General features: G+C 66.8%; 25 protein-coding genes, 1 tRNA gene and 2 pseudogenes. 15 read left to right on the forward strand and 13 right to left on the reverse strand.

Translation table 11 applies throughout. The features are described from left to right. Nucleotides 1-17: 17 nt before the first annotated feature. The 3 genes from ON39_RS31770 to ON39_RS31780 form a co-directional block, all read right to left on the reverse strand. Nucleotides 18-1,289 carry a YibE/F family protein gene (locus ON39_RS31770; protein WP_040739751.1) on the reverse strand — a complete coding sequence of 424 codons (1,272 nt, stop codon included), beginning with the start codon at nucleotides 1,287-1,289 and terminating at the stop codon, nucleotides 18-20. 439 nt (nucleotides 1,290-1,728) lie between these two features. Continuing rightward, the gene (locus tag ON39_RS31775) at nucleotides 1,729-2,985 is read right to left on the reverse strand and encodes a pyridoxal phosphate-dependent aminotransferase (RefSeq protein WP_040739752.1); all 1,257 of its coding nucleotides are present in this window, start codon (nucleotides 2,983-2,985) and stop codon (nucleotides 1,729-1,731) included. A gap of 109 nt (nucleotides 2,986-3,094) precedes the next feature. Further along, on the reverse strand, nucleotides 3,095-4,648 hold the full coding sequence (locus ON39_RS31780) for an NsdA family TPR-like regulatory protein (RefSeq protein WP_484192717.1): 1,554 nt from the start codon (nucleotides 4,646-4,648) through the stop codon (nucleotides 3,095-3,097). 46 nt (nucleotides 4,649-4,694) lie between these two features. Between ON39_RS31780 and ON39_RS31785 the strand changes: the two genes are divergently transcribed. From ON39_RS31785 to ON39_RS31795, 3 genes are all read left to right on the forward strand, one after another. Further along, nucleotides 4,695-5,144: a hypothetical protein gene (locus tag ON39_RS31785; RefSeq protein WP_040739754.1), complete on the forward strand. Its 450-nt coding sequence runs from the start codon at nucleotides 4,695-4,697 to the stop codon at nucleotides 5,142-5,144. Nucleotides 5,145-5,290: 146 nt separating this feature from the next. Further along, on the forward strand, nucleotides 5,291-6,133 hold the full coding sequence (locus ON39_RS31790) for a helix-turn-helix domain-containing protein (RefSeq protein ID WP_051187385.1): 843 nt from the start codon (nucleotides 5,291-5,293) through the stop codon (nucleotides 6,131-6,133). A 36-nt stretch (nucleotides 6,134-6,169) separates the two neighbouring features. Continuing rightward, nucleotides 6,170-6,562 carry a hypothetical protein gene (locus ON39_RS31795; RefSeq protein WP_146251109.1) on the forward strand — a complete coding sequence of 131 codons (393 nt, stop codon included), beginning with the start codon at nucleotides 6,170-6,172 and terminating at the stop codon, nucleotides 6,560-6,562. Between the two features lie 3 nt (nucleotides 6,563-6,565). Here ON39_RS31795 and dcd read toward each other — a convergent pair whose 3' ends face one another. Continuing rightward, a complete protein-coding gene (gene dcd / locus ON39_RS31800; protein WP_040739773.1) occupies nucleotides 6,566-7,171 on the reverse strand; it encodes a dCTP deaminase in 606 nt (201 codons plus the stop codon). Between the two features lie 115 nt (nucleotides 7,172-7,286). On the opposite strand from dcd, the gene ON39_RS31805 reads away from it, so the two are divergent. The 4 genes from ON39_RS31805 to ON39_RS31820 all read left to right on the forward strand — a co-directional run bounded on the left by ON39_RS31805 (nucleotide 7,287) and on the right by ON39_RS31820 (nucleotide 11,118). Then, the gene (locus ON39_RS31805) at nucleotides 7,287-8,060 is read left to right on the forward strand and encodes an SDR family NAD(P)-dependent oxidoreductase (RefSeq protein WP_040739756.1); all 774 of its coding nucleotides are present in this window, start codon (nucleotides 7,287-7,289) and stop codon (nucleotides 8,058-8,060) included. A 49-nt stretch (nucleotides 8,061-8,109) separates the two neighbouring features. Further along, nucleotides 8,110-8,808 carry a phosphatase PAP2 family protein gene (locus ON39_RS31810; protein WP_157195538.1) on the forward strand — a complete coding sequence of 233 codons (699 nt, stop codon included), beginning with the start codon at nucleotides 8,110-8,112 and terminating at the stop codon, nucleotides 8,806-8,808. 76 nt (nucleotides 8,809-8,884) lie between these two features. Further along, nucleotides 8,885-9,799, forward strand: coding sequence for a deoxyribonuclease IV (locus ON39_RS31815; protein ID WP_211336320.1), 915 nt, complete (start codon nucleotides 8,885-8,887; stop codon nucleotides 9,797-9,799). Between the two features lie 140 nt (nucleotides 9,800-9,939). Beyond that, nucleotides 9,940-11,118 carry a serine hydrolase domain-containing protein gene (locus ON39_RS31820; protein WP_040739776.1) on the forward strand — a complete coding sequence of 393 codons (1,179 nt, stop codon included), beginning with the start codon at nucleotides 9,940-9,942 and terminating at the stop codon, nucleotides 11,116-11,118. Here the strand turns inward: ON39_RS31820 and ON39_RS31825 are convergent. After that, nucleotides 11,115-11,918 (reverse strand): alpha/beta fold hydrolase, encoded by an 804-nt coding sequence (locus ON39_RS31825; protein WP_040739757.1) that lies wholly within the window; start codon nucleotides 11,916-11,918, stop codon nucleotides 11,115-11,117. The two genes, ON39_RS31820 and ON39_RS31825, sit on opposite strands and share 4 nt — an antisense overlap. 103 nt (nucleotides 11,919-12,021) lie before the next feature. On the opposite strand from ON39_RS31825, the gene ON39_RS31830 reads away from it, so the two are divergent. Together ON39_RS31830 and ON39_RS31835 are read left to right on the forward strand one after the other, a co-directional pair. Next, the gene (locus ON39_RS31830) at nucleotides 12,022-12,849 is read left to right on the forward strand and encodes a helix-turn-helix domain-containing protein (protein ID WP_040739758.1); all 828 of its coding nucleotides are present in this window, start codon (nucleotides 12,022-12,024) and stop codon (nucleotides 12,847-12,849) included. Nucleotides 12,850-12,916: 67 nt separating this feature from the next. Then, nucleotides 12,917-13,585 carry an HAD family hydrolase gene (locus tag ON39_RS31835; protein WP_040739759.1) on the forward strand — a complete coding sequence of 223 codons (669 nt, stop codon included), beginning with the start codon at nucleotides 12,917-12,919 and terminating at the stop codon, nucleotides 13,583-13,585. A 52-nt stretch (nucleotides 13,586-13,637) separates the two neighbouring features. Here the strand turns inward: ON39_RS31835 and ON39_RS31840 are convergent, their stop codons facing one another. Further along, nucleotides 13,638-14,315 (reverse strand): DJ-1/PfpI family protein, encoded by a 678-nt coding sequence (locus ON39_RS31840; protein WP_246002891.1) that lies wholly within the window; start codon nucleotides 14,313-14,315, stop codon nucleotides 13,638-13,640. Nucleotides 14,316-14,534: 219 nt separating this feature from the next. After that, nucleotides 14,535-15,008, reverse strand: coding sequence for a hypothetical protein (locus tag ON39_RS46260; protein WP_051187388.1), 474 nt, complete (start codon nucleotides 15,006-15,008; stop codon nucleotides 14,535-14,537). A 380-nt stretch (nucleotides 15,009-15,388) separates the two neighbouring features. Between ON39_RS46260 and ON39_RS31850 the strand changes: the two genes are divergently transcribed. Genes ON39_RS31850 through ON39_RS49130 form a run of 3 tightly spaced genes read left to right on the forward strand, consistent with a single transcriptional unit; the run spans nucleotide 15,389 to nucleotide 17,177 of the window. Beyond that, complete coding sequence (locus ON39_RS31850; protein ID WP_146251110.1) at nucleotides 15,389-15,742, forward strand: hypothetical protein; 354 nt, start codon at nucleotides 15,389-15,391, stop codon at nucleotides 15,740-15,742. 2 nt (nucleotides 15,743-15,744) lie between these two features. Further along, nucleotides 15,745-16,590 carry a hypothetical protein gene (locus ON39_RS31855; protein WP_040739761.1) on the forward strand — a complete coding sequence of 282 codons (846 nt, stop codon included), beginning with the start codon at nucleotides 15,745-15,747 and terminating at the stop codon, nucleotides 16,588-16,590. Further along, nucleotides 16,587-17,177 carry a hypothetical protein gene (locus ON39_RS49130; RefSeq protein WP_157195539.1) on the forward strand — a complete coding sequence of 197 codons (591 nt, stop codon included), beginning with the start codon at nucleotides 16,587-16,589 and terminating at the stop codon, nucleotides 17,175-17,177. Before ON39_RS31855 ends, ON39_RS49130 begins: the two co-directional genes overlap by 4 nt. Before the next feature lie 452 nt (nucleotides 17,178-17,629). On the opposite strand, the gene ON39_RS31865 is transcribed toward ON39_RS49130, so the two are convergent. Then, nucleotides 17,630-18,763: a serine hydrolase domain-containing protein gene (locus ON39_RS31865; RefSeq protein ID WP_246002892.1), complete on the reverse strand. Its 1,134-nt coding sequence runs from the start codon at nucleotides 18,761-18,763 to the stop codon at nucleotides 17,630-17,632. Between the two features lie 225 nt (nucleotides 18,764-18,988). Next, on the reverse strand, nucleotides 18,989-19,702 hold the full coding sequence (locus ON39_RS31870) for a GNAT family N-acetyltransferase (protein ID WP_146251112.1): 714 nt from the start codon (nucleotides 19,700-19,702) through the stop codon (nucleotides 18,989-18,991). A 954-nt stretch (nucleotides 19,703-20,656) separates the two neighbouring features. On the opposite strand from ON39_RS31870, the pseudogene ON39_RS51550 reads away from it, so the two are divergent. From ON39_RS51550 to ON39_RS31885, 3 genes and pseudogenes are all read left to right on the forward strand, one after another. Then, nucleotides 20,657-20,947 (forward strand): annotated as a pseudogene (locus ON39_RS51550) (pentapeptide repeat-containing protein); the annotation flags it as partial. Between the two features lie 48 nt (nucleotides 20,948-20,995). Next, nucleotides 20,996-21,069: transfer RNA gene (locus tag ON39_RS31880), tRNA-Gly, on the forward strand. Between the two features lie 284 nt (nucleotides 21,070-21,353). After that, the gene (locus tag ON39_RS31885) at nucleotides 21,354-22,637 is read left to right on the forward strand and encodes an alpha/beta hydrolase (RefSeq protein WP_157195540.1); all 1,284 of its coding nucleotides are present in this window, start codon (nucleotides 21,354-21,356) and stop codon (nucleotides 22,635-22,637) included. Between the two features lie 4 nt (nucleotides 22,638-22,641). Here the strand turns inward: ON39_RS31885 and ON39_RS31890 are convergent, their stop codons facing one another. From ON39_RS31890 to ON39_RS31905, 4 genes and pseudogenes are all read right to left on the reverse strand, one after another. Then, nucleotides 22,642-23,751, reverse strand: coding sequence for a methyltransferase (locus ON39_RS31890; RefSeq protein ID WP_040739780.1), 1,110 nt, complete (start codon nucleotides 23,749-23,751; stop codon nucleotides 22,642-22,644). Between the two features lie 199 nt (nucleotides 23,752-23,950). After that, nucleotides 23,951-24,475 carry a flavin reductase family protein gene (locus tag ON39_RS31895; protein WP_051187390.1) on the reverse strand — a complete coding sequence of 175 codons (525 nt, stop codon included), beginning with the start codon at nucleotides 24,473-24,475 and terminating at the stop codon, nucleotides 23,951-23,953. Further along, entirely contained in the window at nucleotides 24,468-24,983 is a 516-nt protein-coding gene (locus tag ON39_RS31900) for an NAD(P)H-dependent oxidoreductase (RefSeq protein ID WP_040739766.1), read from the reverse strand. The genes ON39_RS31895 and ON39_RS31900 overlap by 8 nt, the downstream gene beginning before the upstream one ends. 45 nt (nucleotides 24,984-25,028) lie before the next feature. Beyond that, a pseudogene (locus tag ON39_RS31905) lies at nucleotides 25,029-25,260 on the reverse strand (SfnB family sulfur acquisition oxidoreductase); the annotation flags it as partial.

The raw sequence follows: 25,260 nt of genomic DNA on the forward strand, positions 1-25,260 counted from the left end.
GTCGTGGACTCGCGAAATCAGTTGCGCGCGTGCCGGGCTCGGCGCGGCGGCGCGACCTGCTCGCGCCTGCCGAAGGGCCGGGCGAGCACGACCGCGATGGCCGTGGTCAGCGGAACGGACAGGGCGAGCGCGATACCGCCGACGGACGAGCGGGCGATCTCGATGGCGACCGCGTCGCCGGTCAGCACGTCGCGGATGGATCGTCCGGCGACGCTGAACAGCAGCAGCAGCGGCAACGCGCCACCGGCGTAGGCGAGCACCAGGGTGTAGACGGTGCTGGCGATGTGGTCGCGGCCCACCCGCATGGCCGCCGTGAAAACCTCACGCCGCGTGGCTGTTTCGTCGATCGCGGCCAGCTCGAACGCGGCGGAGGCCTGTGTGATGGTGACGTCGTTGAGCACGCCGAGCGAGCCGATGATGAACCCGGCCAGCAGCAGCCCGGTGATGCTGACGTGCTCGAGGTAGGTGGCGACGTTGGTGTTCTGCTCCTCGGAGAGCCCGGTGAGGTGGGTCATCTCGATGGCGACCCAGGACAGCGCCGCCGCGACGAGCATGGAGGTCAGCGTGCCGAGCAGCGCCGAGCTCGTGCGCAAATTCACCCCGTGCGCGAGATACAGCACCGCGTAGAGGATCAGCGCGCCCGCGACCAGCGCGACCGGGATCGCCGGTTTGCCGTCCAGCAGCGCGGGCAGCAGGAACATCACCAGCACGGCGAAGGCGAACACCAGCCCGAGCAGCGCCCGCAATCCGCGCCAGCGCGCCACCACGACGATCACCACCACGAACGCCACCACGATCAGCGTCAACGGCAGCCCGCGCGAGTAGTCCTCGAACGAGTACATCGGCGTGCCGCTCGGGTCGGTCTGGCGCACCAGCCGGATCTTGTCCCCGGCGTGCAGATCGGGTTGCCCTGGGCCGGGCGGGATTTCGAACAGCGTCTTGTTGCCCTTGTGCGGCCCGGACTCGATGTCGATCAGGCTGCGCTGGCAGGTGTAGGCGTTGTTGCGCGGCGCCTCGGGCTTCTCGACGAACACCTTGCCGATCGAGGCGCTGCCGCAGGGCCCGACGTCCTGCATGACGACCGTGCCCGCCTCGGTCTGCACCGCGCCGCCGCCCGCGTTCTGCATCGGCAGCGGGATGTCGATGTGCTGCTCGCTCGGCCACAGCAGCACCGTGCCGAGCAAGACGAGAACGCCGATGACGGTGAGCAATCCGACGACGACGCGCGCGGCGGTGTGTCCGATCGCGATCGGACCGGAGTGGTCGTGGTGGTGGTGATGCTCGCTCATGGCTGCGCGGGGCTCCTACCCAGTCGGTCGGTATTCGCTGGGAGGTTCCCAGCGGGCAGGAACGGCTGTTCAGCCGGAGTCGGCTGCCCGCAGCAGAGCTTAAAGGATTTCATTTTCAAAAGCCGGGCGGCGAACCGGAGAGGCGGGGCCGGAGTCGGCGCTGCGGCCGGAGAGGGGTTCGGAGGGGGCGGCGGAGAGCAGGGGGATGTCTCCGCCGCCCACAGGCCGGCGGCCCAGGGGGGTAGGCGGCCGAACCCGAGATCGAGTTAACCCAGGGGGGTAGGCAACTCGATCGGGCACTCGAAAGTGCCGAGTCCTACTGTACACAAAAGTACTCGTTATGCGCTAGCTAGTCTCCAAACTTCCCATATATCTCAACATTCGGTCGGTTTAGGAGCTATAAGCGGGGCGACGCGGGTGCCGGAGGCGGCTCGCCAGACTATTGCCGATAGCTCGACAGGAAGTTGCCGAAGCGTTCGATGGCGACCGCGAGGTCCCTGGCCCAGGGCAGCGTGACGATCCGCAGATGATCGTGCTCGGGCCAGTTGAAGCCGGTGCCCTGCACCATCAAGATCTTCTCCTGGAGCAGCAGGTCCAGGATCAGCTTCGAATCATCATGAATCTCATGGACATTCGGGTCCAGCCGGGGGAACGCGTACAGCGCGCCCTTCGGCTTCACGCACGACACACCGGGAATCATGTTGAGCCGCTCCCACGCGACGTCGCGCTGCTCGAGCAGCCGCCCACCCGGCAGGATCAGATCCTCGATGCTCTGATGACCGCCGAGCGCGACCTGAATCGCGTGCTGCGCAGGCACATTCGGGCACAGCCTGGACGAGGCGAGCAGATCGATGCCCTCTAGCAAACCCGACGCGTGATCCTTCGGGCCGGTGATAGCCAGCCACCCAGCGCGGTACCCCGCCACCCGGTACGCCTTGGACAGTCCGTTGAAGGTCAGGCACAGCAGGTCCGGTGCGACCGAGGCCATCGAAATATGCTTGGCGTCGTCGTAGAGGATCTTGTCGTAGATCTCGTCGGCGAGCAGCAGCAGCTGATGCTTGCGCGCGATATCGGCGAGTTGCTGGAGAATTTCCGCAGAATATACGGCGCCGGTCGGATTATTCGGATTGATCACCAGCAGAGCCTTGGTCTTGTCGGTGATCTTCGATTCCAGATCGGCGATGTCGGGCTGCCAGCCGCTCGACTCGTCGCACAGGTAGTGCACCGGCGTGCCGCCGGCGAGGCTGGTCATCGCGGTCCACAGCGGGTAGTCGGGCGCGGGGATCAGCACCTCGTCGCCGTTGTCGAGCAGCGCCTGCATGGTGATGGTGATGAGCTCGGAGACGCCGTTGCCCAGGTAGACGCTGTCCACGTCCAGCTCGGGGAAGCCGGGCACCAGCTCGTAGCGGGTGACGATCGCGCGACGGGCCGACAGGATGCCCTTGGATTCCGAGTAGCCCTGCGCGTACGGCAGCGCGGCGATGATGTCGCGCATGATCACGTCGGGGGCCTCGAACCCGAACGGGGCCGGATTGCCGATATTGAGCTTGAGGATCCGGTGACCCTCGGCCTCCAGCCGTGCCGCGTGCGCGTGTACCGGTCCACGAATCTCGTAGACGACGTTCTGAAGCTTCGTGGACTGCTCCAGAACGCGCGGCGGGCGATGCGGTAGATGACTTGGGCTCACCCGTCCCATGGTGCCATCCGTCGCAAGGGGATAAACCCCCGCTGGTCAGCAATTGCCCGCATTTCGCTCCGACCGCGGGAGCATATCCGCCGCCGGGTCCGGTTATGTGACGAGAACCTCAGGAACCGGGGTTGCCGGGAGGTATCACCTTCGCCGCCGTGGCGCCGCAGAATTCCTCGATGCGCTCGTCGAGGAAGCGGGCCTCGACCGCGTCCCGGAAGTCCGGACCCGCGATCCGCCTGCGCACCCCGGTCAGCCGCTCCTCCAGCTGCGCGAGGCGCTTGTCCTCGGCGAGACCGAGCACCGGCCGCAGCGCCTCGGCCGCGCCGTCGAGGCTGCCGTTGAGCAGGTGCGCGGCGGCGCAGTCGACGCGGGCCAGCGACTCGGCGCCGTAGGAACGCTGATCCGACGGTCCGCTCGCGTACAGCTCGATGGCGCGCCGGGTCGCGGCGAGCGCGGCCTCGGCCTGCCCGAGATGGATGTAGGTGGCGCCCGCGTAGTACTGGGCCTTCGCGTCGTTGAAACCGAACACCCCGCCCACCTCGTCGTGCAGCGTATCGGTCTCGGCCACGCCGCGGGCTTCGTCCGCGGCGCGGATGCACCGGTCCGCCTCGGCCGAACTCCCCAGTCGCGACCAGATCCGCGCCTCGATATTGAGCAGGCGCACCTTCGCCGTCGCCGACTCGGCGAACTCCTGACCGCTCTGCGCGAGCACCACGCCGCGCCGCGGCCGCTCCGACCAGTATTCGATCAGCGCGTGCATGCCGCGGGTCCAGGCCCGTAACCCGTTGTGGCCACATAGTTCCGAGTAGGCCCAGGCGGCTCTGATCTGCTCGCCCGCGGAGTCGTAGTAGCCGAGGTCGGTACTGGCGTTGGCGAGCAGGCCCGAGAGCGTGCCCGCCAGCAGATACAAATGGCTGGTGTCGATGGGTCGCTGATGCCCCTCCAGGAGGCGATACACGCGGCGTCGCACCCGCAGCATCTCGACCATCATCGGCACCGGCGGGACATGCACATAATCGTTCGCGATGCGGGTGACATCGGCGTCGAGCTGTTCCAAAGTGGTGACACCCACATTCGTACTCTCGGCGTGGCCAGCGTGCTCGCTGGCCTCATGGGCAGCCGCCATGATCAGATCCCTCTCCGAAATCGCTGCTAACGCATCGCCTCTCATCGCACCTGCGTCTATGAGAGCCAGAAGGTCCGCGTCGCTCGAATAGTGCACGCGCGCCGAATCATCGGCGGGCGCATCGATTCCAGGCGGGGTCGCTCGGTCGGCCATCGATTGATCGATCATCGACGCGAAACGTGCCCGCACAACGTCGTCCGACCTGGCCAGGGAGGTATCGAGAGCGGCTTGATTGATCGGACGTGGATGGACTCGGACGCCGCCGGCCTCCCACTTCGACACCAGGCGTTCGTGGACTCCGAGGTGGGCCGCGAACTGCCGGATGCTCATGCGCTTGGCATCGCGAAGGGCACGGGCCTCTTTTCCTGACCATTGCCGGACCACGATGTCATCCCTTCCGAACGAACTCTTTCCCAGGGTACGAGGGGTTTGTGAGGACGGCCACATACGAAACACAGCTGGTATCAGAGAAATCCGAAACGGAATCGAGTGACAGGGGCAGCGGAAGGGCAGCGGAAGGCGGGCGTGCGGGCAATACCGCATCGGGGTTGGGACCGGGAACCTTGACAAGGGAGGCAAGGAGTTCGCCGTGAATGTGGAGAAACTCAGGACTGTCGATGATTGGGTGGCGTTCTATCGGCACGAGTTCGCGCTACCGGTGGCCGAGCGTGGCGGCTTCGTCATGCTGCCGATCACCGGCCGCGTTTGCGTCGTCCACTTGCCTACCGCTCGCGCCGAGAAGGTGCGGGCCGCGCTGGAGCAGCAGGGGACCAGGGGGCCAATGCTGGCCAGGCAGATCCGGTGGAGCTTCCTCGCCGAACCGGACAGTCGGCCGGGAGCGCAGGTATTGGAGGTACTCAATCGCCTCGATATCGGCATTCCCGCCATCGGCAGTGCCGTGATGTTGCCGACCGGACTCGGACGGTGGACCCGGGAAGGGTGCTTCTGGGTATCCCCACCGAGACGCGGCGACACGCTCCCACCGCTATCCGTCATCATCACGACGGCGCTGGCGGTGGGTGCGGGCGGCGGGGACTGATCACGCGCCGCGATCGGTTCCCGTTGCCGCCGGTGCCGGACCGGGCCGAGTCCGCCCCTTTTTCAGGCAGTCGACGGGGCGGACTCGGGTCGGGACTCCTTTGCCGCGCGTAGATAGGTGCCGCACAGCCGCTTTACTGTGGGGATATGGAGCGTGACCGGCTCGCCGACCTGCGCGGGACGTATCAGGTGCGCGCGCACCAGGTCGTCGCCGCGCCGTCGGCCGCCTTCGCCGGTCTGGATGTGCTGCGCTGCTTCGGTTTCGATGTCGCCGAGCCGAATCCGGTGCGGCGCAGGAAGATTCCGGGCGGCACGGTCAAGCTTGTTTTCGCGCTGGAGGGGACGTTCGAAGGGCGCGCCCTCGACCCCACCGCGCTGGTCATCGGCCTGCACGATCGGGCGGGGACGGCCGGGCACGCCGGGCGGATGCGCAGCGTCCAGGTGCAACTCGATCCGCTGACCGCGCGACGGGTGCTCGGGGTGCCGCTGGACGAATTGCGTAACGGCGCTGTCGAACTCGGCGAACTGCACGGTCCGACGGTGCGGCGGTTGGCCGAGCGACTCGCCGAGACACCCACGTGGACAGAGTGTTTCGCGCTAGTGGCCGACTATCTTCGGGCGAGGACCGCCGAGGTGGAGGAGGACCGGGCGATCGCGCATGCGGTCCGGGAATTGCGGCGATCGAACGGGATGCGGCCGGTGGGCGAGCTCGCTGCCGAAAGTGGTTGGAGCCCCAGGCATTTCCGGCGAGTATTCGCCGAGCAGGTCGGGCTGCCGCCGAAGGATTACAGTTCGCTGCTGCGGTTCTCGGCCGCGCTCACCGCGCTGACGCGCGACCCGCTTCGCGACATGAGCGCTCTCGCCGGAGATTTCGGCTACTACGACCAGTCGCATCTGATCCGGGAGTTCCGCCGCTTCGCGGGTGCGCCGCCGGGACGCCTGCTGAACATGTCCTATTCGTCCAATACCGCGCCGGGCGGTGCGACGTAGCGTTCCCCGCACCTCGACCGCGAAGGAACAGCCACGATGTCCCCGATACCCGTGCGTGTGGCCGCCGCCGGCATCGCCGTGCACGCGATCAATCACGTTGTCGTGCTGATGTTCTCGCCGTTCAGCTGGAACGTCGGCACGGTTTTCCATCTCGTCTGCGCACCGCTGTACGCGGCGCTCGTACTGCCGGTGTGGCGCGGAAGGAACTGGGCGCGGATCACCATCACGGTGCTGCTCGGCGGCCAGTTCCTCGGGCGGTTCGTCGTGTGGGCGCTGTTCCCGAGCACGGGCGCGCATCTGGCGCTGATCGGCGGGTGGGCGCTGTCGGTGGTCGTGCTCACGCTGCTGTGGGCGCCGGCGTCGACGCGCCGGTACTTTCGCGCCGCCGCGCACTCCGGGACCCGCGCGGTCACGAAAACTACCGGCTGACAGTCACTCTCGCCCGGCGACCGCGGCGTCCACCACGTCGGTGGGCAGCGGGAAGTTCAGGTAGGACTTCGACGGCGTCGGCCCCCGCTGCCCCTGATACTTCGAGCCCGCGACGGCGCTGCCGTACGGGTGCTCGGCGGGGCTGGTCAGCCTGAGCAGGCACAGCTGACCGATCTTCATGCCGGGCCACAGGGTGATCGGCAGGTTGGCCACGTTCGACAGCTCGAGGGTGATGTGGCCGCTGAACCCGGGATCGATGAACCCGGCGGTCGAGTGCGTCAGCAGGCCGAGCCTGCCGAGGCTCGACTTGCCCTCCAGCCGGCCCGCCAGATCGTCGGGCAGCGTGCACACCTCGAGGGTGGAGCCGAGCACGAACTCGCCCGGGTGCAGGACGAACGGCTCGCCCGGGGCGGGCTCGACCAGGCTGGTCAGCTCGTCCTGGCGTTGCGCCGGGTCGATGTGGGTGTAGCGGGAGTTGTCGAAGACCCGGAACATCCCGTCCAATCGCACATCGATACTCGACGGCTGGATCAGGTTTTCCAGGAGCGGCTCGACGCCGAGACGCCCAGCGGCGATCTCCGCACGGATGTCACGATCGGAAAGCAGCACGCCGAGCAGCGTAGCGCCTGTTCGTAGCGCCTCGTCGACCGCACAGTGCGAGAGCGGCCGATATCCTCGCACTCGTTCGGGCGCTGGAGCCCCGCGCAATCGAAGGGATGCCCGCATGACCGAGCCCGCACTGTTCGATCTGACCGGCCACGTGTCCGTCGTCACCGGAGGCAACTCCGGCATCGGCCTCGGCTTCGCCCGCGGCCTCGCGCGGGCGGGCGCCGACGTGTGCATCGTCGGCCGCAACGCCGAACGCAATGCCGAGGCCGCCGAGATCCTGCGCGGTTACGGCGGCCGGGTGCTCGCGCTGGCCTGCGATGTCGGCGACGAGCAACAGGTGATCGACACCATCGCCCGGACGGTGGACGAGCTCGGCCGCATCGACTCGTGCTTCACCAATGCCGGTGTGATGCAGGACGGCACGTCGTTCCTGGAGACCGACCTCGCCGAGTTCCGCCGGGTCACCTCCATCAACCTCGACGCCGCGTTCGTCACGCTGCGCGAGGCCGCCAAGGTGATGGTGGCCCAGGGTGACGGGGGCAGCCTCGTCGCGACGGCGAGTCTGGCTGCCCGCCAAGGCGTTCCGCGCGGTCAGTCCTACGCGGCGAGCAAGGCCGGGTTGATCGCCGTCATGAACTCCATCGCCGTCGAGCTCGGCAAGCACGGCATCCGCGCCAACTCGGTGCTGCCCGGGTGGATCGAGACACCGATGACCGACGGCGTTTTCGGCTGGGACCGGTTCCGTGAGCGGGTGCGACCACGCATCCCCGCGAAGCGCTGGGGACGCCCGGACGATTTCGAGTCCGTCGCGGTGTACCTGGCGAGTCCGGCCAGCTCGTATCACACGGGAGACACGCTGATGATCGATGGCGGTTACAGCATGTTCTGAGCGCGCGGTCCTCAGCCAATACTCAGCGTCCAGATGGGATGGTGGACTGGTGACCTCGAATTCCGCACCGGGCCGATGGTGGAACCGAGTCCCGTTGCTCGCCCTCCCGGCCGCGGTACTGGCCGTTTTCGTCGTCGTATTGACCGTCGGCGTGCTCGGCGGCACTGGGCTCACCGCCATCGACTCGCCCGTCTCGAACTGGGCCATCGCGCATCGAAACGGCACGCTCACACCGCTGGCGATACTCGTCAGCAATCTCGGCGGCACCGTCGCGATGACCATCGTCGCGACGCTGTCGGTCATCGTCTTCGCGTGGCGCGGTTACCGGCGCGAGGCCGTGCTGGTCACCGTGGTCGGCCTCGGCTCATGGGTGCTGGTGGACGGCGGCAAGAACCTCATCGGCCGGGCGCGCCCGCCCATCGCCGAGCACATCGTCGTCAAGACCAATTACGCGTACCCGTCCGGCCACAGCCTCGGCTCCATGGCCGTGATCGGCATACTCGCCGTGCTGCTCATCCCCCGGCTGCGCCGACCGGCCATGCGCTGGATCGCGGCGATCGCCGCGGCGATTTTCGTTGCCGCCGTGGGGCTTTCGCGCATATACCTGGGCGTGCACTGGCCCACCGACGTGCTGGGCGGTTGGTCCCTCGGGGCGCTCCTGGTGCTGGTGTGCGTCGCCGGTTACCGGCTGCTCGAACGGAGACGAAGTCTCGCCGGCGGGTCGCTCTCCGGAAGCCGCGCGGGCTGACGTCGGTGCCGCCGCCCGCGGGTTCGCTGGCTATCGTGGTCGGATAGCGCCGACCACAGAGGAGTTGACCGAGAGCTTGTCTTCACCCATTGGCGCGCATGTCCTGGTGGGCGGCGGGCTGGTCAAAAAAGGTCTGCAAGAGGCTCGGGCTATCGGGGCCGAGGCGATCCAATTCTTCGCGGGCAATCCGCGCGGTTGGCGGCAGCCGACCGGCGACCCGCACGACGCGGCGGAGTTCCGCGCGGCCTGCGCCGAGTCCGGCCTCCCGGTATACGTGCACGCGCCGTACCTGCTGAATTTCGGCTCACCGGACGAGGCCGTCCTGGAGAAGTCCGCGCAGGCGCTGACCGTCATCATGCGCCGCGCCCGCCTGGTCGGGGCGGTGGCGGTCATCGTCCACGCCGGTTCCTCGGTGCGCCCGGAACTGCGCGAACCCGCACTCGCCCGCTTGCCCCGGCTCTTCGCCCCGCTGCTCGACACCGCACCGCCCGGCGTGCGGCTGCTGATCGAGCCCACCTGCGGCGGCGGCGCGGCGCTCGCCGCCACCGTCGACAGCACCGTGGAGTACTTCGCCGCCCTGGACGACGAGCGAATCGGTCTGTGCATCGACACCTGCCACCTGCACGCGGCGGGCGAGGACCTCACCGGCGGGCTGCACGCCGTGGTCAACAGGTTGACGGAGGCGATCGGCCCCGGCCGGCTGGATCTGGTGCACGCCAACGACAGTCGCGACCCGGCGGGCTCCCACCGCGACCGCCACGAAACCCTGGGCAAAGGCCTGCTCGGCGAAGACGTCTTCCGCAGCTTGTTCACCATCCCGCAGCTGCACGACATCCCCGTCCTGGTCGAGACGGCGACCAACGAAGTCGACGTACCGACGTTGAAACGGCTGCGAGACGAAGTGCGCCAAGGCTTTTCGGCCGCCGGTTCGCCGGGCGCGCGACCCGCCCGGACGCGAGCGCCGGGTGCGCGGCCACGGCCGGTCGAATAAAGTCTTGTCGGCGAGGGGGTTTCGCCGATTGCGCCGTGCCCCCGCCGGAACGGTCGAGAAGGCGTGATGGCCCCACTGACGCGGCCCCGCCCATCGGAGCCGACCGGGTGCGGGTGTCCCGCAAAGACACAGGAGGCGTCGTGGTGGATGGATTGGTCGAGCGCGGATTCGAGGCGGTTCGCGACGCGTTCGCGCAGGCGCAGGCCGAAGACGAGGGCGCGGCGCAGCTCTGCGTCTATCGGCACGGCCGCGTCGTCGTCGATCTCTGGACCGGGCAGGACCCGATCTCCGGCATGGCGTGGGACGGGGATTCCCTGTCGGTGCTCATGTCGGTGTCGAAGGGGGTGACCGCGACCTGCGTGCACATGCTGGTCGAGCGGGGACAGCTCGAGCTGTCGGCCCCCGTCCGCGAGTACTGGCCGGAGTTCGCGGCCGGCGGCAAGGCCGACATCACCGTCGCCGAGCTGCTGGCCCACCGCGCCGGACTCGCCGGGTTCGACCCGGAGGCCGGAATCGGAGCCCAGGAGTTGACGGACTGGTCCCTGTGCACCTCCGCCCTGGCCGCCATGACTCCGCTCTGGCAGCCGGGGACCGCGTTCTACTACCACTCCATCACCTGGGGATACCTGGCCGGTGAGCTGATCCGGCGGGTCACCGGCAAGAGCGTCGGCGATTTCCTCGCCGCCGAGGTCGCCGAGCCGCTCGGACTGAGCCTGTGGATCGGGCTGCCCGAGAGCGAGGAGCACCGTGTCGTCCCCCAGTTCTCCCGCAAGGTGCAGCCGAATGCCGCGCAGGTCGCCGCGGTTTTGAGCAATATGGGGATCGACGTCGAGGCCCGATTGATCCGGACGCTCCTCGCCACCGTCGCGACCAGGGAGGACGGGGTCGCGCTGCTCAACACCCGCGAGGGACACGCGGCCGAGGTACCCGCGGGCAACGCGATCAGCAATGCCCGCTCGCTGGCGCGGATGTACGCGGCGACCATCGGCGAGGTCGACGGCGTTCGGCTGTTGCGCCCCGAGACCATCGACCGAGCACGTCAACCGCAGACCGACGGACTCCGCGGACCCGCGCCCCTCGATGTGCTCCCGGTGACCCACCGCTTCGCCAACGGCTACGAGATTCCCGGCCCCGCCCACGCCATGCTCGGCGAAGGATCCTTCGGGCACGTCGGCACCGGCGGCCGCATCACCTTCGCGCACCCCGAGTCCGGCACCGCCGTCGCCTACACCTGCACCAACATGATCTGGGACGACGTAGCCGGACCGGACCCGCGCTGGTTGCCGTGGCTCGCGGCGCTGCGAGGCGCTCTCGGCTAGGACGCACCTCCGTTCGACGTGGCACCGGTGACAGCCGGTACGCGCAGGAGTAATGAGGCGAGCGCGGCGGGCGCTTCCAACGGTATGAGGTGACCGCTACCCGCGATGACACGCAGGTCCGCTTCGCTCAGGTAGGGCAGCAGGTTGTCGCGGAGCACCTCCACCGGCTCGACGCGGTCCTGTTCGCCCGCCACTACGAGGACCGGGACGGCGATGTTTTGAGCCGCCGCGGTGATGTCTTGAGCAATGCCGTGCAGCGGCCATTCGCGGCGGGCCGCCGGCGCGCCGGCGCGGGAGTCGGCGAGAACGTGGGCTCGTAGATGAGCGTTCAAAGGGGTGGCGGTGAGGACGGTATCGAGGGCCGCGGCGGTGGTCTCGGCGGAGTCGTAGGCATGTGACAGGCCTTCTCGATATTCGGGCGTCACGAAGGCGGCAGGCTTCGCCGGTCCGGGAGCGACCAGGACCAGTTCGACGAGTCCTGCGGGGCGCGCGGCGGCCACGAGTTGCGCCACCTTACCGCCCATGGAGTGCCCGACGAGGACGTAGTCGGTCACCCCCGCGGCGGCGATCACGTCGCGGGTGTCGCGTGCGAGCTGCTCCAAGGAGTAGGGGCCCGGCAGCTCGCGGGAGCGTCCCCATCCGCGCGCGTCGAGGGTGAGCGTGGCGCGTCCGGGTAGCCGATCGAGCACCGGCTGCCAAGTGCGTGCCGTCCCACCCCAATAGTGAAGAAAGACCAAGGTCGGACCAGCACCGACGCGGTGGTCGTAGATCGGCAGTTGCGGCATTTTGCCTGCGTTCATGAATACTCCCTGATGGTGACTGCATGGCGATACGTCCAGTCAACCGATTTGCGCGGCCCCGAGCATCGTCGCCAACGGACTCGGCATGGTGAAAAATGGACACGTGACAGCCGTCCGCCAACTCACCTATCAATCTCCGGGGCAGGCACCCGTGGAGACGATGTCCTTCGCGACATTGCGGCGGCTCGACAGGGGTGCGATCCAACGCGGTGACTTCCACGTCCTGGCCGTAGTCCGTCGCGGCCGGGGAAAAGTCTCGATCGACTTCTCCGATCACCAGCTGGCGGCAAGAAGCGTCGTGTGGATACAGCCCGGTGTGGTGCACCGCTGGGACGACCTCGGCGATCTCGCCGGTGCGCTGGTCCTGTTCACGCCGACCGTGCCGGTCACCCCGGGTAGCCGCGAAATAGCCACCGACCCAGGCATTTCCGCGTGTTGGACAGCCGCCGACTCGGCATGGCCGATGATCACTGCCGCCCTCGAGCACCTCCGGTTAGAGGCCGACGCCGCGCCGACCGCTCGAACCGGAGAACTGCCCGGCCTGCTCCTATCCGCGCTGCTGCTGCGCCTCGACCCGCCCGTGTACTCCGGCCGAACCGGAAATGATGTGTTCCGCCGTTTCCGCGACGCCGTAGAAAAGGACTTCGCCGAGCACCATGACATCGCCCACTACGGCCGCGTACTCGGATACTCCCCGCGCACACTTTCGCGGAATGTCCGGGCCGCGACGGGCCGAACCGCCAAGAACTATCTGTGTGAGCGAATCGTTCTCGAGGCCAAGCGGCTGATGGCACACGATGGCCTGAGCCCCGCGCGGTGCGGACAGCGCCTCGGCTTCTCCGACGCCGCCAACTTTTCGGCCTTCTTCCTCCGTGAGACCGGAGTGCGCCCCGGGGCATGGCAGTCGGCGAACCTGGCCGGTCGTCTTTGAAGACGGTTCGACTCATGGGCGCGGGGTAGATCCGGGTGAAGGCCGGTCCGGACATGAGGAGGTTCCTGTGGGTGAGCCCGCGGCGGTGCTGTTCGATGTCGACGGGACGCTCGTCGACTCCAACTATCTGCACGCCCGCGCGTGGCATCGGGCGTTCCGCGAGGCGGGGACCGTCGTGCCCACCTGGCGCATTCACCGCGCGATCGGGATGGACGGCGGCACGTTGATCGAGACCTTGGCGGGCGACCTGGATAAGGATGCCGCCGATCACGCCGATGATCTGCACTCCCGCTTCTATCTGGACAGCGCCGACGAGCTGACGCTGCTGCCTGGTGCGCGCGAAATCCTTTCGGACCTGCATGGCAGGGGTCTGCGCGTCCTGCTCGCCACCTCCGCACCGCCCGACGAACTGGCCAAGTTACGCGAACTCCTCGACAGCGAAGATGTGCTGTACGCGGTCACCGGCGGCGAGGACGTCGACACCGCGAAACCCGACCCGACCATCGTCCAGATCGCGCTCGACCGAGCCGGCGTCCCGCCGGAGCGCGCCGTCTTCGTCGGCGACACAGTGTGGGACGTACGCGCCTGCACCGCCCTCGACGTGCCCATCATCGGCGTACTCAGCGGTGGAATTTCCCGCGGTGAACTCGAGGACGAAGGGGCGGCCTTCGTCTGCGACGACGTCGCGCAGCTGCTGCGTGAAGTGGATAAGAGCCCCATCGCCCGACTGTTCTGAGTCTTGTCTCAGAGCAGGCGCGTGCTCATCAACTATCCGCCGGTTCGTGATCTCACATCGCCCGAGCTACGTACTCCCCTGCGCGGACAGTGCGTAAGGCACGCTCGACGGTCTCGCGGTTCTCACCCACCGGGGCAACGTAATCGATGACATCACGGGCGGCGTCCTCGCCAAGGGTTCGAGTGATTACCCAGGTGGCCAAGTATTGAGACGCCAAGCAGCCACCCGCCGTAGCGATGTTGCCCTCGGCGTGAAACGCCGTGTTCAGCACGGTGACATCGCACGCTTCGACGAAGGGCCGACTCGTCCGGTCTGTGCACACCGGCATGCCGCCCAGCAGACCGAGGCGCGCCAGCACCAGCGCGCCGGAGCATTGCGAGCCGATCAACTGTCGCGCGGGATCGAGGGACAGCATGGAGATCAGCCGATCGTCAGCGACAACATCGCGGGTCTTGATGCCGCTTCCGATGAGAACCGCGTCGGCCTCCTCGACGAACTCCATCGGTCGTTGCCCGGTCACCTCGACGCCGCTCATCGACGTGACCACCGGCGTCGGTGTCGTGATGAAGGCCGTCAAGCCGTCTCGACGACACCGGTTGATCAGCGCCGCGGCGATGAAGCTGTCGAGTTCGTTGAAGCCGTCGAAGGTCACCACCGCTACCTGCATCACAGACTCCTTCTCGACAGGCACTGCCTCGCCAGTCTTGCCCACCTGCCGCTGCTCAGCCACGGCCAATCGACAGAAACTGGCTTGGCCCTGACTCTTCGCTATCGGCATGAGGGCCGTCTACGAGATCACTTGCGTACCTTTGGCATTGCGCGTCAGCTGCGACGTTGTATCAATGCCTAACGGCGGGGCGCAGAGGGCGTCGACCCACCCGAACAGGCGGGCGCGGGCGATGATTGTCGGGCGGAGCCTGTTCGAGAGGTGGCGCGAACGCAGGGTTGGTCAGGGGATGTCGATGACGGCCGAGCAGGTCACCGGCGGTACGGGGAACAGGCCGGTGTTGACCGCGGTGAGATCGAAGCGGACGGGGCCGCCGCCGATATCCCTGGCGTTGAAGTTGGCTTGGCCGCCGGTGCCGAAGAAACTGGACACGGGGTATTGGCCGGTGGCGGTGCCGGTCACGCCGGTGGCGAGATTGGTCCACGTGAGGGTGGGCCGAGAAGTGTAGCCGCCCCAGATGCTGGCGCCGGTGTGGACGGTGATCCCCGTCCAGCCCGGATCTCCGCCGTACTGACCCACATAGACCTGAGCCGAATACGGCACGTCAACGACGTTGGGGCTGACTCCACTGCAGTTCATCACGACCGCGGAGAAATCAGCGGCCGCCACCCCCTGGCTCGCCAGCACTCCGACGGTGACCGCGGCCGCCGTGACGGCGGCCCTGCCGATAACTGAACGCTTCGAACGCTGCGGCATAAGACGAACACTCCCTCGTCAAGATCGAACACGCTGAGATTTCGACGCTAACAGCGCAGTTCCCGTGCCCCGATTTCCCGGGGCAGCGCCCCCACCGTCTGCGTCGATGATGAATGGCCGCAACCCTTTCCGTCCTACGGACGCCCACCGGGCTCACCACACCACCTCGACCTTGCCGATGAGACAAACTGAACGGTAGTGTCACTTCCGCGAAAGCCCGAGGGGACGAACCACTGGTTGGTTTGGTGCGCTATGACCAACCGCGAGGGGGGCTGGTGAACTGCGGGGGCCGAGAAGAGTTGCAGCCCGTCGACACTTGTCCCGATAGCGGCCTCTCGGCGGAGAGACCCCACGGCAGCGGGAACTGATCAAGGGGAAAAGTGGCAACTGGCTTGATCGGCGTCGGCCTGTTCACAATGAAGCTCGACGAAGGTCGCCTGCCGATAGACGTCGAAGTGAAGGCTGCCAGAGCATGGGATCACGCGTCAGACGCTCTCACCGTCGCTGCACAGCAGGCGCAGAGTATCCATTTCAGCCACCAGGACGTCGCGTGGGGGTTGTTCCGAGAGACCTGGGACGCCCAGATGGCTGCCGCCCGGTATATGTACGACAGGCTCGTCGAGGGCAGAGATGAAACCGATTCGATAGCCAAGGTTTTGGACCATGTCGCCAAGGTTTACCAGGAGCAGGACCAGAACTTCGCGAACGTGTTGATCGAGTTGGAGGAAAGCTAGCCGTGGGTGCCACCAAGTCTCTAGACGACATCAACTCCGTACTCGATGAGTTCTCGGTCCAGATCGCGGAGGTCAGAAACCAACCCGCTAAGGTGGATGAGGCGTTCCGGAAGGCGGCGATCGCCGCTGGGGAGATCGAGGGGGCGACCTTCTTCGGATTCGCAGGCGCGGTAGCCGGCGCCCTCTATGGCGCGATGACCGAGGACGACTTCACCGGCTATCTGCAGGACCACAAGGAAGCGATCAAAAAGAAGATCCAGGAGCTGTTGGACACCCTGCGGGGTGCGGTCGACAGCTTGAAAGCGCCCATCGCCTTCCTGCAGACGAGCGAGGCGTGGACGACGCTGAAAGGCAAGATCGGCGCCGCGCAGAACAACGAGGTGAACAACGGCAACATCACCGGCTACTGGGCAGGCGCGGCAGCACTCAAGTACACGGCGGCGCGGACACTCCAGGACACCGCGATGGATTCCGCGAAAGCGACCTGCGACAAGATGGCCGACGCGCTCGCCAAAGTATCGGACATTGCTTGGGACTTCTACTCCAAGATCGTCACGGATATCGCGGACCTGATCATAAAACTGGGGCAAGCGCTTTCCAAAATAGCCACCTTTGTCGCCGCTCCGGTCGGCGTATCCGACGCGATCGACATCCTGGGAACGGTCATAAAGAACGCCATAGACTATACCGGAAAGCTCGTAGACGCCCTCCTTCTGCAAAGGCAGAGTATCAGCAAAATAAAAGAATCAACCGAAAGCCAGAAGGGTTTTCATAACAACAGATGGCCGCGCAGCGCTTCCGACGACTTCAACGCCAACTCTCCCAGCCCTGAATGGCAGGCGACATGAACTGGTCCAGGGTGCTGGGGATTTGGTTGCTGGCGGCGTCACTTTCTGGCTGCGGCCCGTTTTCGCGTACTGGCCCCGACGAACATGAGATACCGACGAGCAGCCACACCATTCAGGAGTTATGCGACTCTGCAAAACAGTTTTTCGTCGCCCGCGCCGGCACTGAAAACTTGAAGCTCAGCGCCGGCGCCGGCGGGAAAGCACTGACCGCGAGAATCGGGAGCGGCAACGGGTGCTTCTATGAGAAGGAAGACGGCTCCGCATGGCTGTCTTCCCTTGGTTACGTTTCGTTGTTTCGTGAGGTCGACAGTGCTCGCACCCTGACGCAACCCCCTTCTACGACAGAAAACTACCCGGCCAAGGCCATGACCGTGGACGGCGTGGCCGTCAAGGCGGCCACCGAACCGCTGCCCAAAGGTGGTGATCCCGCCACCACGCTGCTCGACGTAAACCTCACCGCCACGATCGACGGCTGGAAAGGCGAACTGCACTTCAGGGCAGCCGAAAACCAAACGGCGCGAGATGACCAGCTGATACGTTCGGGAGCGCAAGTGCTGGTCAACATGGTTCGCACGTTGAAGAGCTGAACATTCCCGCCGCACGGCCCACTCCACCGCCGGACGAATGTGCCGACACCCGCGCACGTCCGGCCGGCAATTACGGCCTGCCCGACCCTGCTCGACTGGGCCGCCGCTCAGCTGGGCGAGGCCACTCGGCGAGATGTGGTTCGTAAGTGCTCCAGCAGACCCGGTCGGGAAGGGAGTTGACCGATATAGTGCCTGACCTGGTACGCGTCTCGACGCAGACCGATGTAGTTCAATGGTAGAAATCCTGCTTCTGCCGCAACAGGATTCGGCTCTCGGCATTCAGCTTCTCTTACCTATTCCTATCGGCTCAAATAGCTTTCAGCTCTGCGCCCGAGGATGCCGTTATCTCACAGTGGATTCGGGCGCATCCGGATGGAAATCCGGAGGAACGATTCGCGGTCATATTCCATGGATGGCTTGGATTCATCGGCACCGGGACAGTCCTCAGCGGCTCACGACTCCGCGATCGCTCGGAGTGCGTCGATGACTTCCTGTTCATCCGAGGACAGTTGATTGTCGCTGAGTTTGACGATGACCGTGTCTGTGTCCTGGTCGACGAAGATGTACTGGCCGAAGATGCCCCGAGCGGCCAAGTCGTGACCGCTGCCGCCGGTGGGGTGCCACCACAGGGCGGAGTAGCCCCACGGGCCGATCCGCAGGGGGGCGGGCTGTTCGATCCGGCCGATCCACCTGGCCGGGACCACCTGGGTGTCGCCCGAGCGGCCGTTGTCGAGGATCAGTTGACCGATCTTGGCGAAGTCGCGGGCCGTGGCGTTGAGGCAGCAGAACCCCTTTTCCTGTCCGCCTTGCCGATCCAGGTTCCACACCGCGTCGTCCTGGGCGCCGATGGGCTCCCAGATGCCGTGCTGCAACAGTTCACCGAGCGACTTCCCCTCGGCCCGGGCGACCGCCATGCCGAGGAGTTGCGCGTCGATGCTGCGGTAGTCGGCGCGGCTGCCCGGCGGGAACTTCAGGTCACGATGGTCACGAACGAAGGCGGCGATATCGTCGGTGAGATACATGGCGGTGGTGTCGTCGCTCGAGGTGGCCGCGTAGGAGTAGTTCTCGGCGACGTCGACGCCCGAGGTCATGTCCAACAGGTCCTGAATGGTGATGGTGTCGTAGGCGGTCCCGGTGGTGAGTTCGGGCAGCAGGTCGACCAGGCGGTCCTGTTCGCGGAGCTTGCCCGCCCCGATGGCCCGCCCCGCCAGCAGCGACACGACCGACTTCGCGACCGACCACGACGACTGTTTGGTCTCGGCGCCATACCCGGGGCCATACCACTCGAAGGTCATCGCACCGTCGCGCACCACCACCAGCGAGTTGGTGTGGGTGGCTTCGAGGAACTCGCGAACCGAAATACGAGATCCGCGCCACGGCACCGTCGCCGGCGACGACTCGGCACCGACCGCGAACGGACGAGGCGCCGAGGACGCCGACACCGTCCGCCCCGCGAACAATGCTCCTTGCCGCGATGGCGGCGTGGCGCGCAACGTCTCCAGGGTCAGCTGATCTACCACGAGCCGGACCACCGGAGACGCGGCGGGCAGCGGCGGATCCACCAGGGCCGCGGCAGTACCGGCCACCATAAGGATCGTGGCGCCGCGCACGCAGGCTCCGCGCAGACGGCGTGGTAGCCACCCGAGCGCTGCCACCTGCGTCGACCCCCAGTGTTTCGTCGGCATCGAGAACCTTTCTCGGCAAAGGGAAATGTGTCACGCGCGCGAATCGGCGCAGACGGTAGCACGCCACCGCCCGCGCCTCAGCGACCATCACTCCTTCGACCGGCCAGGTCCTACTGCTTGCCCTCGTCAGTGCGCCGTGCGCAGCATCCCCCACAGCAAAGGTCCATCGGGAACCCGGATCTCCTTGGCGATCACGGCGCCCCATTTTTCGTAGAAGCCGACCGTCGTCTCTTTGGTGCACACGCCGTAGATATCGATACCGTGCTGATCGCAGTAGGCAATCCGATTTTCCACCACCGCGCGACCGGCGCCGAGCCCACGGCTGGCCGACAGCGTCGCGAAATCGTCCAGGTACCAATGCGGTTGCAGTGGCCGGGATTCGTCGATGGTCTGCATGATCGTCGCTGCCGCTGCCAGGCGTTCACCGAAGACAGCCGACATCTGCGTGATCATTTGTGCCCACTCGTCCTGCGAGTACCGCCCCGACGTGTCCCAGACCGATACCGCGGCCAGCGCACCGTCCTCTTCGCGCGCCACCCAAATCTGTTGCGCGGGAGATTCGATCATGGGTAGCCGTTCATCGAACAGGTGCACCAACTGCTTGGCGCGAATATCGTCGTCGGGCCAGATGTAGGAGTACACCGGATCGTCGCCGAACGCCTCGGCGAAGGCGTCGCCGCAGGAGCGCAATTCTTCTGATCGTGCCTGCTCAACGGTGAAAGTCATGCGCAAACCGTACCGCTCGATTTGCCGAGAATCTGCTAACGCGACGGCTGTGGTGATCGCGTCTAGAGAGAGCATCCCGACCTGCGCGCCATCGCCGCGATCTGGCGCGATCACCTCGACTATCAACCGGATTGGATTTTCCCGGATTCTCGATTTTGACCTCCGGTAGGCGGATCGCGTCGCAGGCGTGCTCGCGCCCCCTCAGTCGTTGCCGCTGACGAATCGCCGTCGTATGCATTGCTGGAGGGAATCGTGGTGGATCCGTTTAGAGTCCCGGTGTCCTGATCCACTCCCTCAATTGTCGAGGAGTTCGAGAAGCAGTGGCACAGACAATAATTCGTACAGTGGCGATCACGGCGCTGACCGCCACAGTGGTGGCCGGTCCAACGGTCGCGATCGCGGGAGCGGCCCCACACACCGCGCCCGATCGGTCTCGGCTCCACAGTGGCCCCGCCCTGTCCATCGGCAGCGATGAGATCTGCGAGGAAGAAGGCGACCTCGTTGAACGTCGCGACAAGAGCAAGAGCCGAGGCGCCGGCAAGGCCAAATCCGGCAGCGTCAAGGACGCACCCAGTAAGCGCGGGGCCGGGGGCGGGGGCCGGGGCGGCAGCGGCGGTGGGAAGGGATCCCTCACGAACTAATCCAGAATCTCCTGTACCTGGTACTGAAAGTCCGGAGAACGGTTACGGGCCGATTGGGAAGCGCTGTGTTCGATACAGTGCGCGGGTATCACGGGGAGCACCACGCCGACGCGGCGCGGTGGTGCGAGGCTCCGCTGCGTCGGCTGCTCATCTCGCACCACCTGGCATGACGTGTTCGTATTACGACCGGCTGCCGAACCGGATCGCGGGCTCCCGCTGGACCGGCGCTTCCGCCTGAGCCCAGTGTTCGGGAATTCGTTCGTTCGGGGGTGCCGCCGACGGCTTGGTCGGTGGCGGGCGAATCCCGGGTGTGCTGGCCGGGTTCGGCGAAAATCAGGGCGGTGACGGGGAGGATGCGCCGGATCGGCACGCGAGCTAGCAGGGTTCCCAGGTCGGTTGTCGCGGTGGTCGGGCCGGGTTCGACCATGCGCGCTTCTCCGGCGACGCCAGGTTCGAGGGTGCGGCGTTCTGTCAGGCGGCAAGCTTCTCGCAAGCTCATTTCGGAACCCAGTCCGTATCATTTGCCGACCCGCAGCAGTGGGGTCCACCAGCACCGGTATTCGACTGGGATGCGAACATCAGCCAGAAGCCTGCCAACGTCGCACCGCAGGCTTGGCCGCCCAACACGACGAGAAACGTTGCGCTATCCGAGCCCTCTTCGCGCTGCGCGGGCGATGCAGCCAAGGGACCGACACGGGTCGGTCGGGAAGGGAGTTGACCGATATAGTGGCTGGTCTGATAGGCTCGCGGACGCGTCTCGACGCAGGCCGATGTAGTTCAATGGTAGAACTTCTGCTTCCCAAGCAGACAGCGCGGGTTCGATTCCCGTCATCGGCTCCACAGTGAAAGCCCCGCACGACAGGTGCGGGGCTTTCACTGTTTTCGGGGTCGGATGTGCAGTACCGGAGGGGGAGTCGGGGTGGCTCGGCGGGGGGATGTGGGGGTGGGAGGGGTGGGGTGACGATCTGGGCATGTTGTTTCGTCGCGCTGTGTTGATTGTGGGTTTGGTTGCCGGGGTCTGTTCGGGGGCGCTGGTCGCGTGTAAGGGGGAGGCGGCGCCGAGTGCTTCGGTGCGGTGGGGGCCGTGTCCGGAGAATGCCGAGTTCGACTGTGGGACAGTCGGTGTGCCGATCGATTGGGCCGATCCGGGTGGGGCGAGGATCGATGTGGCGGTGGTGCGGGATCGGGCGGACGAGCCGGCGAAGAAGGTGGGGACGCTGATCTCGCTGCCGGGTGGGCCGGGCACCTCGGGGGTGGACGAAATCCTCAAAGGGGGAAAGTTTTCGGCGGAACTGCGGGCGCGGTTCGATATCATCAGCCTCGATCCGCGCGGGGTGAAGCGGAGCCATCCGGTGCTCTGCGATGCGGGGCTGGTCGGGTACCGGCCGAACGTGCTACCGGATCTCGGCGGCCGGCTGGATGAAGTGCGTTCGTATGCAAGGGATCTCGCGGACAGTTGTCGGCGGTACACCGGTCCGTTGATCGAGCACGTCGATGCGGTGAGCGTGGCGCGGGACGTGGAGGCGCTGCGGGTGGCGCTCGGTGAGGAGCGGATCAGCGTGTACAGCCGGTCTTACGGGACGATGCCCGCGCAGGCGTACGCCGAGCTGTTCCCGAATCGCCTGCGCGCCATGCTGATGGACAGCGTGGACGATCACAGCCTGGACGGCCGGGCGTTTCTGGCCAGCGAGGCTCGGGCAGGCAAGGACACCTTCGGCGAGTTCGCCGCGTGGTGCGCTCGGGACGAGCAATGCGCTCTACACGGGACACCGGTCGATCGGGTCTTCGACGAGGTGTACGCCAAAGCGGCGCGCGGCGAACTGCGCGCCGTCGCCGACGCGACCAAACAGGTGACGCCGTTCGACCTGAACACCCAGGTAGTCCAGCGGCTTTACCGACCCGAATGGTCCCGGCTGGCAACGGATTTGCGCACCTGGGCCGATCAGCTGCCGGGCGTACCCATCGCGCCCGCCGCCGCACAACCACAGGGAAGACCCGCCCCGATGCCGGAGATCATCCTCTGCTCGGACTGGCGATTCGACATCACAGATCAGGACCAGTGGGCCGCCCTGTGGCGTGAACAGAACGACAACGCCGCACCGCTGCGCAACCACTTCGCCTGGGGCGCAGGGTCAATGTGCTCCGGCTGGCCGATCGGGGTGACGAACCCGCCCCACCGCCCGCAAATCGCCGACGCCCCACCGATTCTCATCCTCAATTCACTGCACGACCCCGCGACCCCGCACGAGTGGGCCACGGCCGTCGCGAGGAACACCCCTGGGGCGACGCTGATCACCTACGAAGGCTGGGGCCACGGCGTCTACGACCGCTCCCCCTGCACGACAAGCGCGGCCGATCGCTACCTCATCGATCTGACGATTCCCCAAAACAACTGCCCAGCAGCATGAAAGCTCAGACCACCAATCTCCACAGAGAGGTGACCTCCGCGGCACGAGCGGCATGCAGCGGATCGGTGCGGTCCTGCGCGCGAGGATGCCGTGGGGCGGTATCGATCTTGTCGACCACGCGCAGACCGGCCGCATCGATCAGGGCGAGCAGGTCCGCCCTGGTACGCAGCCCCAGCCGCTCGGCAAGATCGGACAGGACGAGCCACCCCTCACCACCGACCTCGAGGTGCTCGGACAGCCCCGAGAGGAAAGCGCGCAGCATCCCGCTGTCCTCGTCGTAGACGCCGTGCTCGAGCGCGGAGGTCGGGCGCGCCGGTAACCACGGCGGATTGCAGACGATGAGGTCCGCGCGCCCGTCCGGAAAAAGGGCGGGGCCGACGATATCGATGGTCCCGCTCAATCCGAGCCGCTCGACGTTCTCCCGGGCGCAGGTCAGCGCGCGTGGACTGTCGTCGGTGCCGACGACACGGCCGACGCCGCGCCGCGCCAGCACGGCGGCCAGCACTCCGGTGCCGGTACCTAGGTCAAAAGCGTTGTCTGCCTTGACTATCGGCGCACGCGCGACCAAATCGACGTACTCGCCCCGTACCGGGGAGAACACGCCGTAATGCGGATGAATGACGGCGTCCAGCGCCGGAACCGGCACTCCTTTGGCCCGCCACTGGGCCGCGCCGAGCACCCCCAGCAGCTCGGTCATGGCGATGAGCATCGGCTCGCGCGGCGTCCCGTACGCCTGGTCGCAGGCCGCACGGACGTCGGGCGCGCGGCGCAGGGCGAGTGTGTGATCGTCCTCGAGCTGGACGAGCAGCTTGCCCAGTACTCGCGCACGATGGTTGCGCGCTCTGCGCTGCAACCGGAACGACTCGGCCGGACTACCGCCTGGACCAGGGCCTTTCCGGTCGACTCGGCGGCTCATGGCCTGCAGCAGCTGACGCCCGTTGTGATAATCCCCGCGCCACAGCAGTCCCGTGCCCTCGCAGGCCAGGCGGTACGCGGTCGCGGCGGTCATCCGATCGTCGGCGACGGTGATGCGGGTGGGCATCGGCGTCGCGCTCTCGGAGTGCCAGGGGGCGGTTCGGACGGTATCGGCCTCGGTCCAGCTGATCGTGGACATCGGTGACTCCTCGTTGTCGAGCATGCGGGGGCACGGCGTGCACCGCGACGAGGAGGTGGAGAAAGTGTTCCTACCGCGTCACAGTGCGCGAGGAAACGTCACCGAGAACCATGCCCATTGTCATGAACGACCCTTCCGAATAGCTGCGTCCCAGTGTCCCACACCGGCGACCACCTGGGCCGACGAGGTCGGCCCGCGCTCATCCCGCGATATCGCTGCGCTCCCTCGCCTCCGCGTCCAGCCGCCGGAATCGACTGCCGTGGAAGACGAGCGGCTCGACGTCGGTGCGGCTGGCGATGCGGTGGACGCGCAGGATGACGACCGTGTGGTCACCGGCGGGCACGTGCGCCTCCGGCACGCCCTCGATCCACGCTGACGCGCCGTCGATGAAGATCGCCTCGCCGGTGCCGCGGTGCAGTTCGGTGCCGCGGAACCGGTCGCCGTCGCGGGTGCCGAGCGTGCGCGCGGCGTCCTGCTGATCGGTGCCGAGCAGGCTGAGACCGAGGTGACCCGCGGCGGCCAGCTTGGGCCAGGTGGCAGAGGAGTTCTGCACGCAGAACGACACCAGCGGCGGGTCGAGGGAGACGGGGACGAAGGTGCTCACCGCGAGACCGCTTGGCGTGCCGTCGATCTCGGCACACACCGCGACGACGCCGCTCGGGAAGTTGGCGAAGGCCCGGCGCAGTCCGCCGCCGTCCGCGGGAAACTCGAACAGCTCATGCATGATCGGCCACCTTCGCGGCGTCGGTCAGCGCCCGCACGACCGGACGCCAGCGGTCGCTGTAGCCCTCGATCACGCCGTCGTCTGCGAAGGTGCGGTCCGACAGGTACAGGCCCGGCAGCGCGGTGGTGGCGCCGAGCTCGACGAGCACCGGCTTGAGGAGCAGATCCGGCGCGAGCGCGTGCGCGGGGCCCGCGCCGAGCATCACCGGAACGGCGAGCACGCCGGCCAGCCCGGTACCGCCGTCGAACTGCTCGAGGAAGAGCTTCAACAGGCCGGTGTAGGTGGCCTTGAACGTGGGACTCGCGAAGACGACGAGCTCGGACTCGGCCACGGTGCGCGCCGCCGCGGCGACGGCCGGATCACCCCAGCCGAGCAGGCCCGCGCCGAAATCGACCAGGTCGATCACGGTGGGTTCCGCCTCGGGACGCAGCCCCTTCGCGACCAGCGTGGCCGCCGTCGAGGTCCGGGACGCGGGCTTCGGATTGCCTACTACGACCGTCACTGTCACTCTTCGTATCCTTTTCGATCACAGACTGTTTCGACCGGCAGCCGGTCAGATCGCGCCGTGCGGCGGCGGCGCGGTGCCGTGCAACAGCGCACGGCCGAGGTGCTGGTACTTCCATCGGATCGGATCGTGCAGGGTATGTGTGCGCGCGTTGCGCCAGAAGTGGTGCAGATTGAGATCCCCCGCGGCGCTGCGCGCTCCACCCACTTCGAACAGCGCACTCGACACCTCGTTGGCCGCTTTGTCGGCGAGCACCTTTGCCGCGGCAACCGCCAGCGAT

The organism is Nocardia tenerifensis NBRC 101015 (assembly GCF_000308715.1).
GTDB lineage: Bacteria > Actinomycetota > Actinomycetes > Mycobacteriales > Mycobacteriaceae > Nocardia > Nocardia tenerifensis.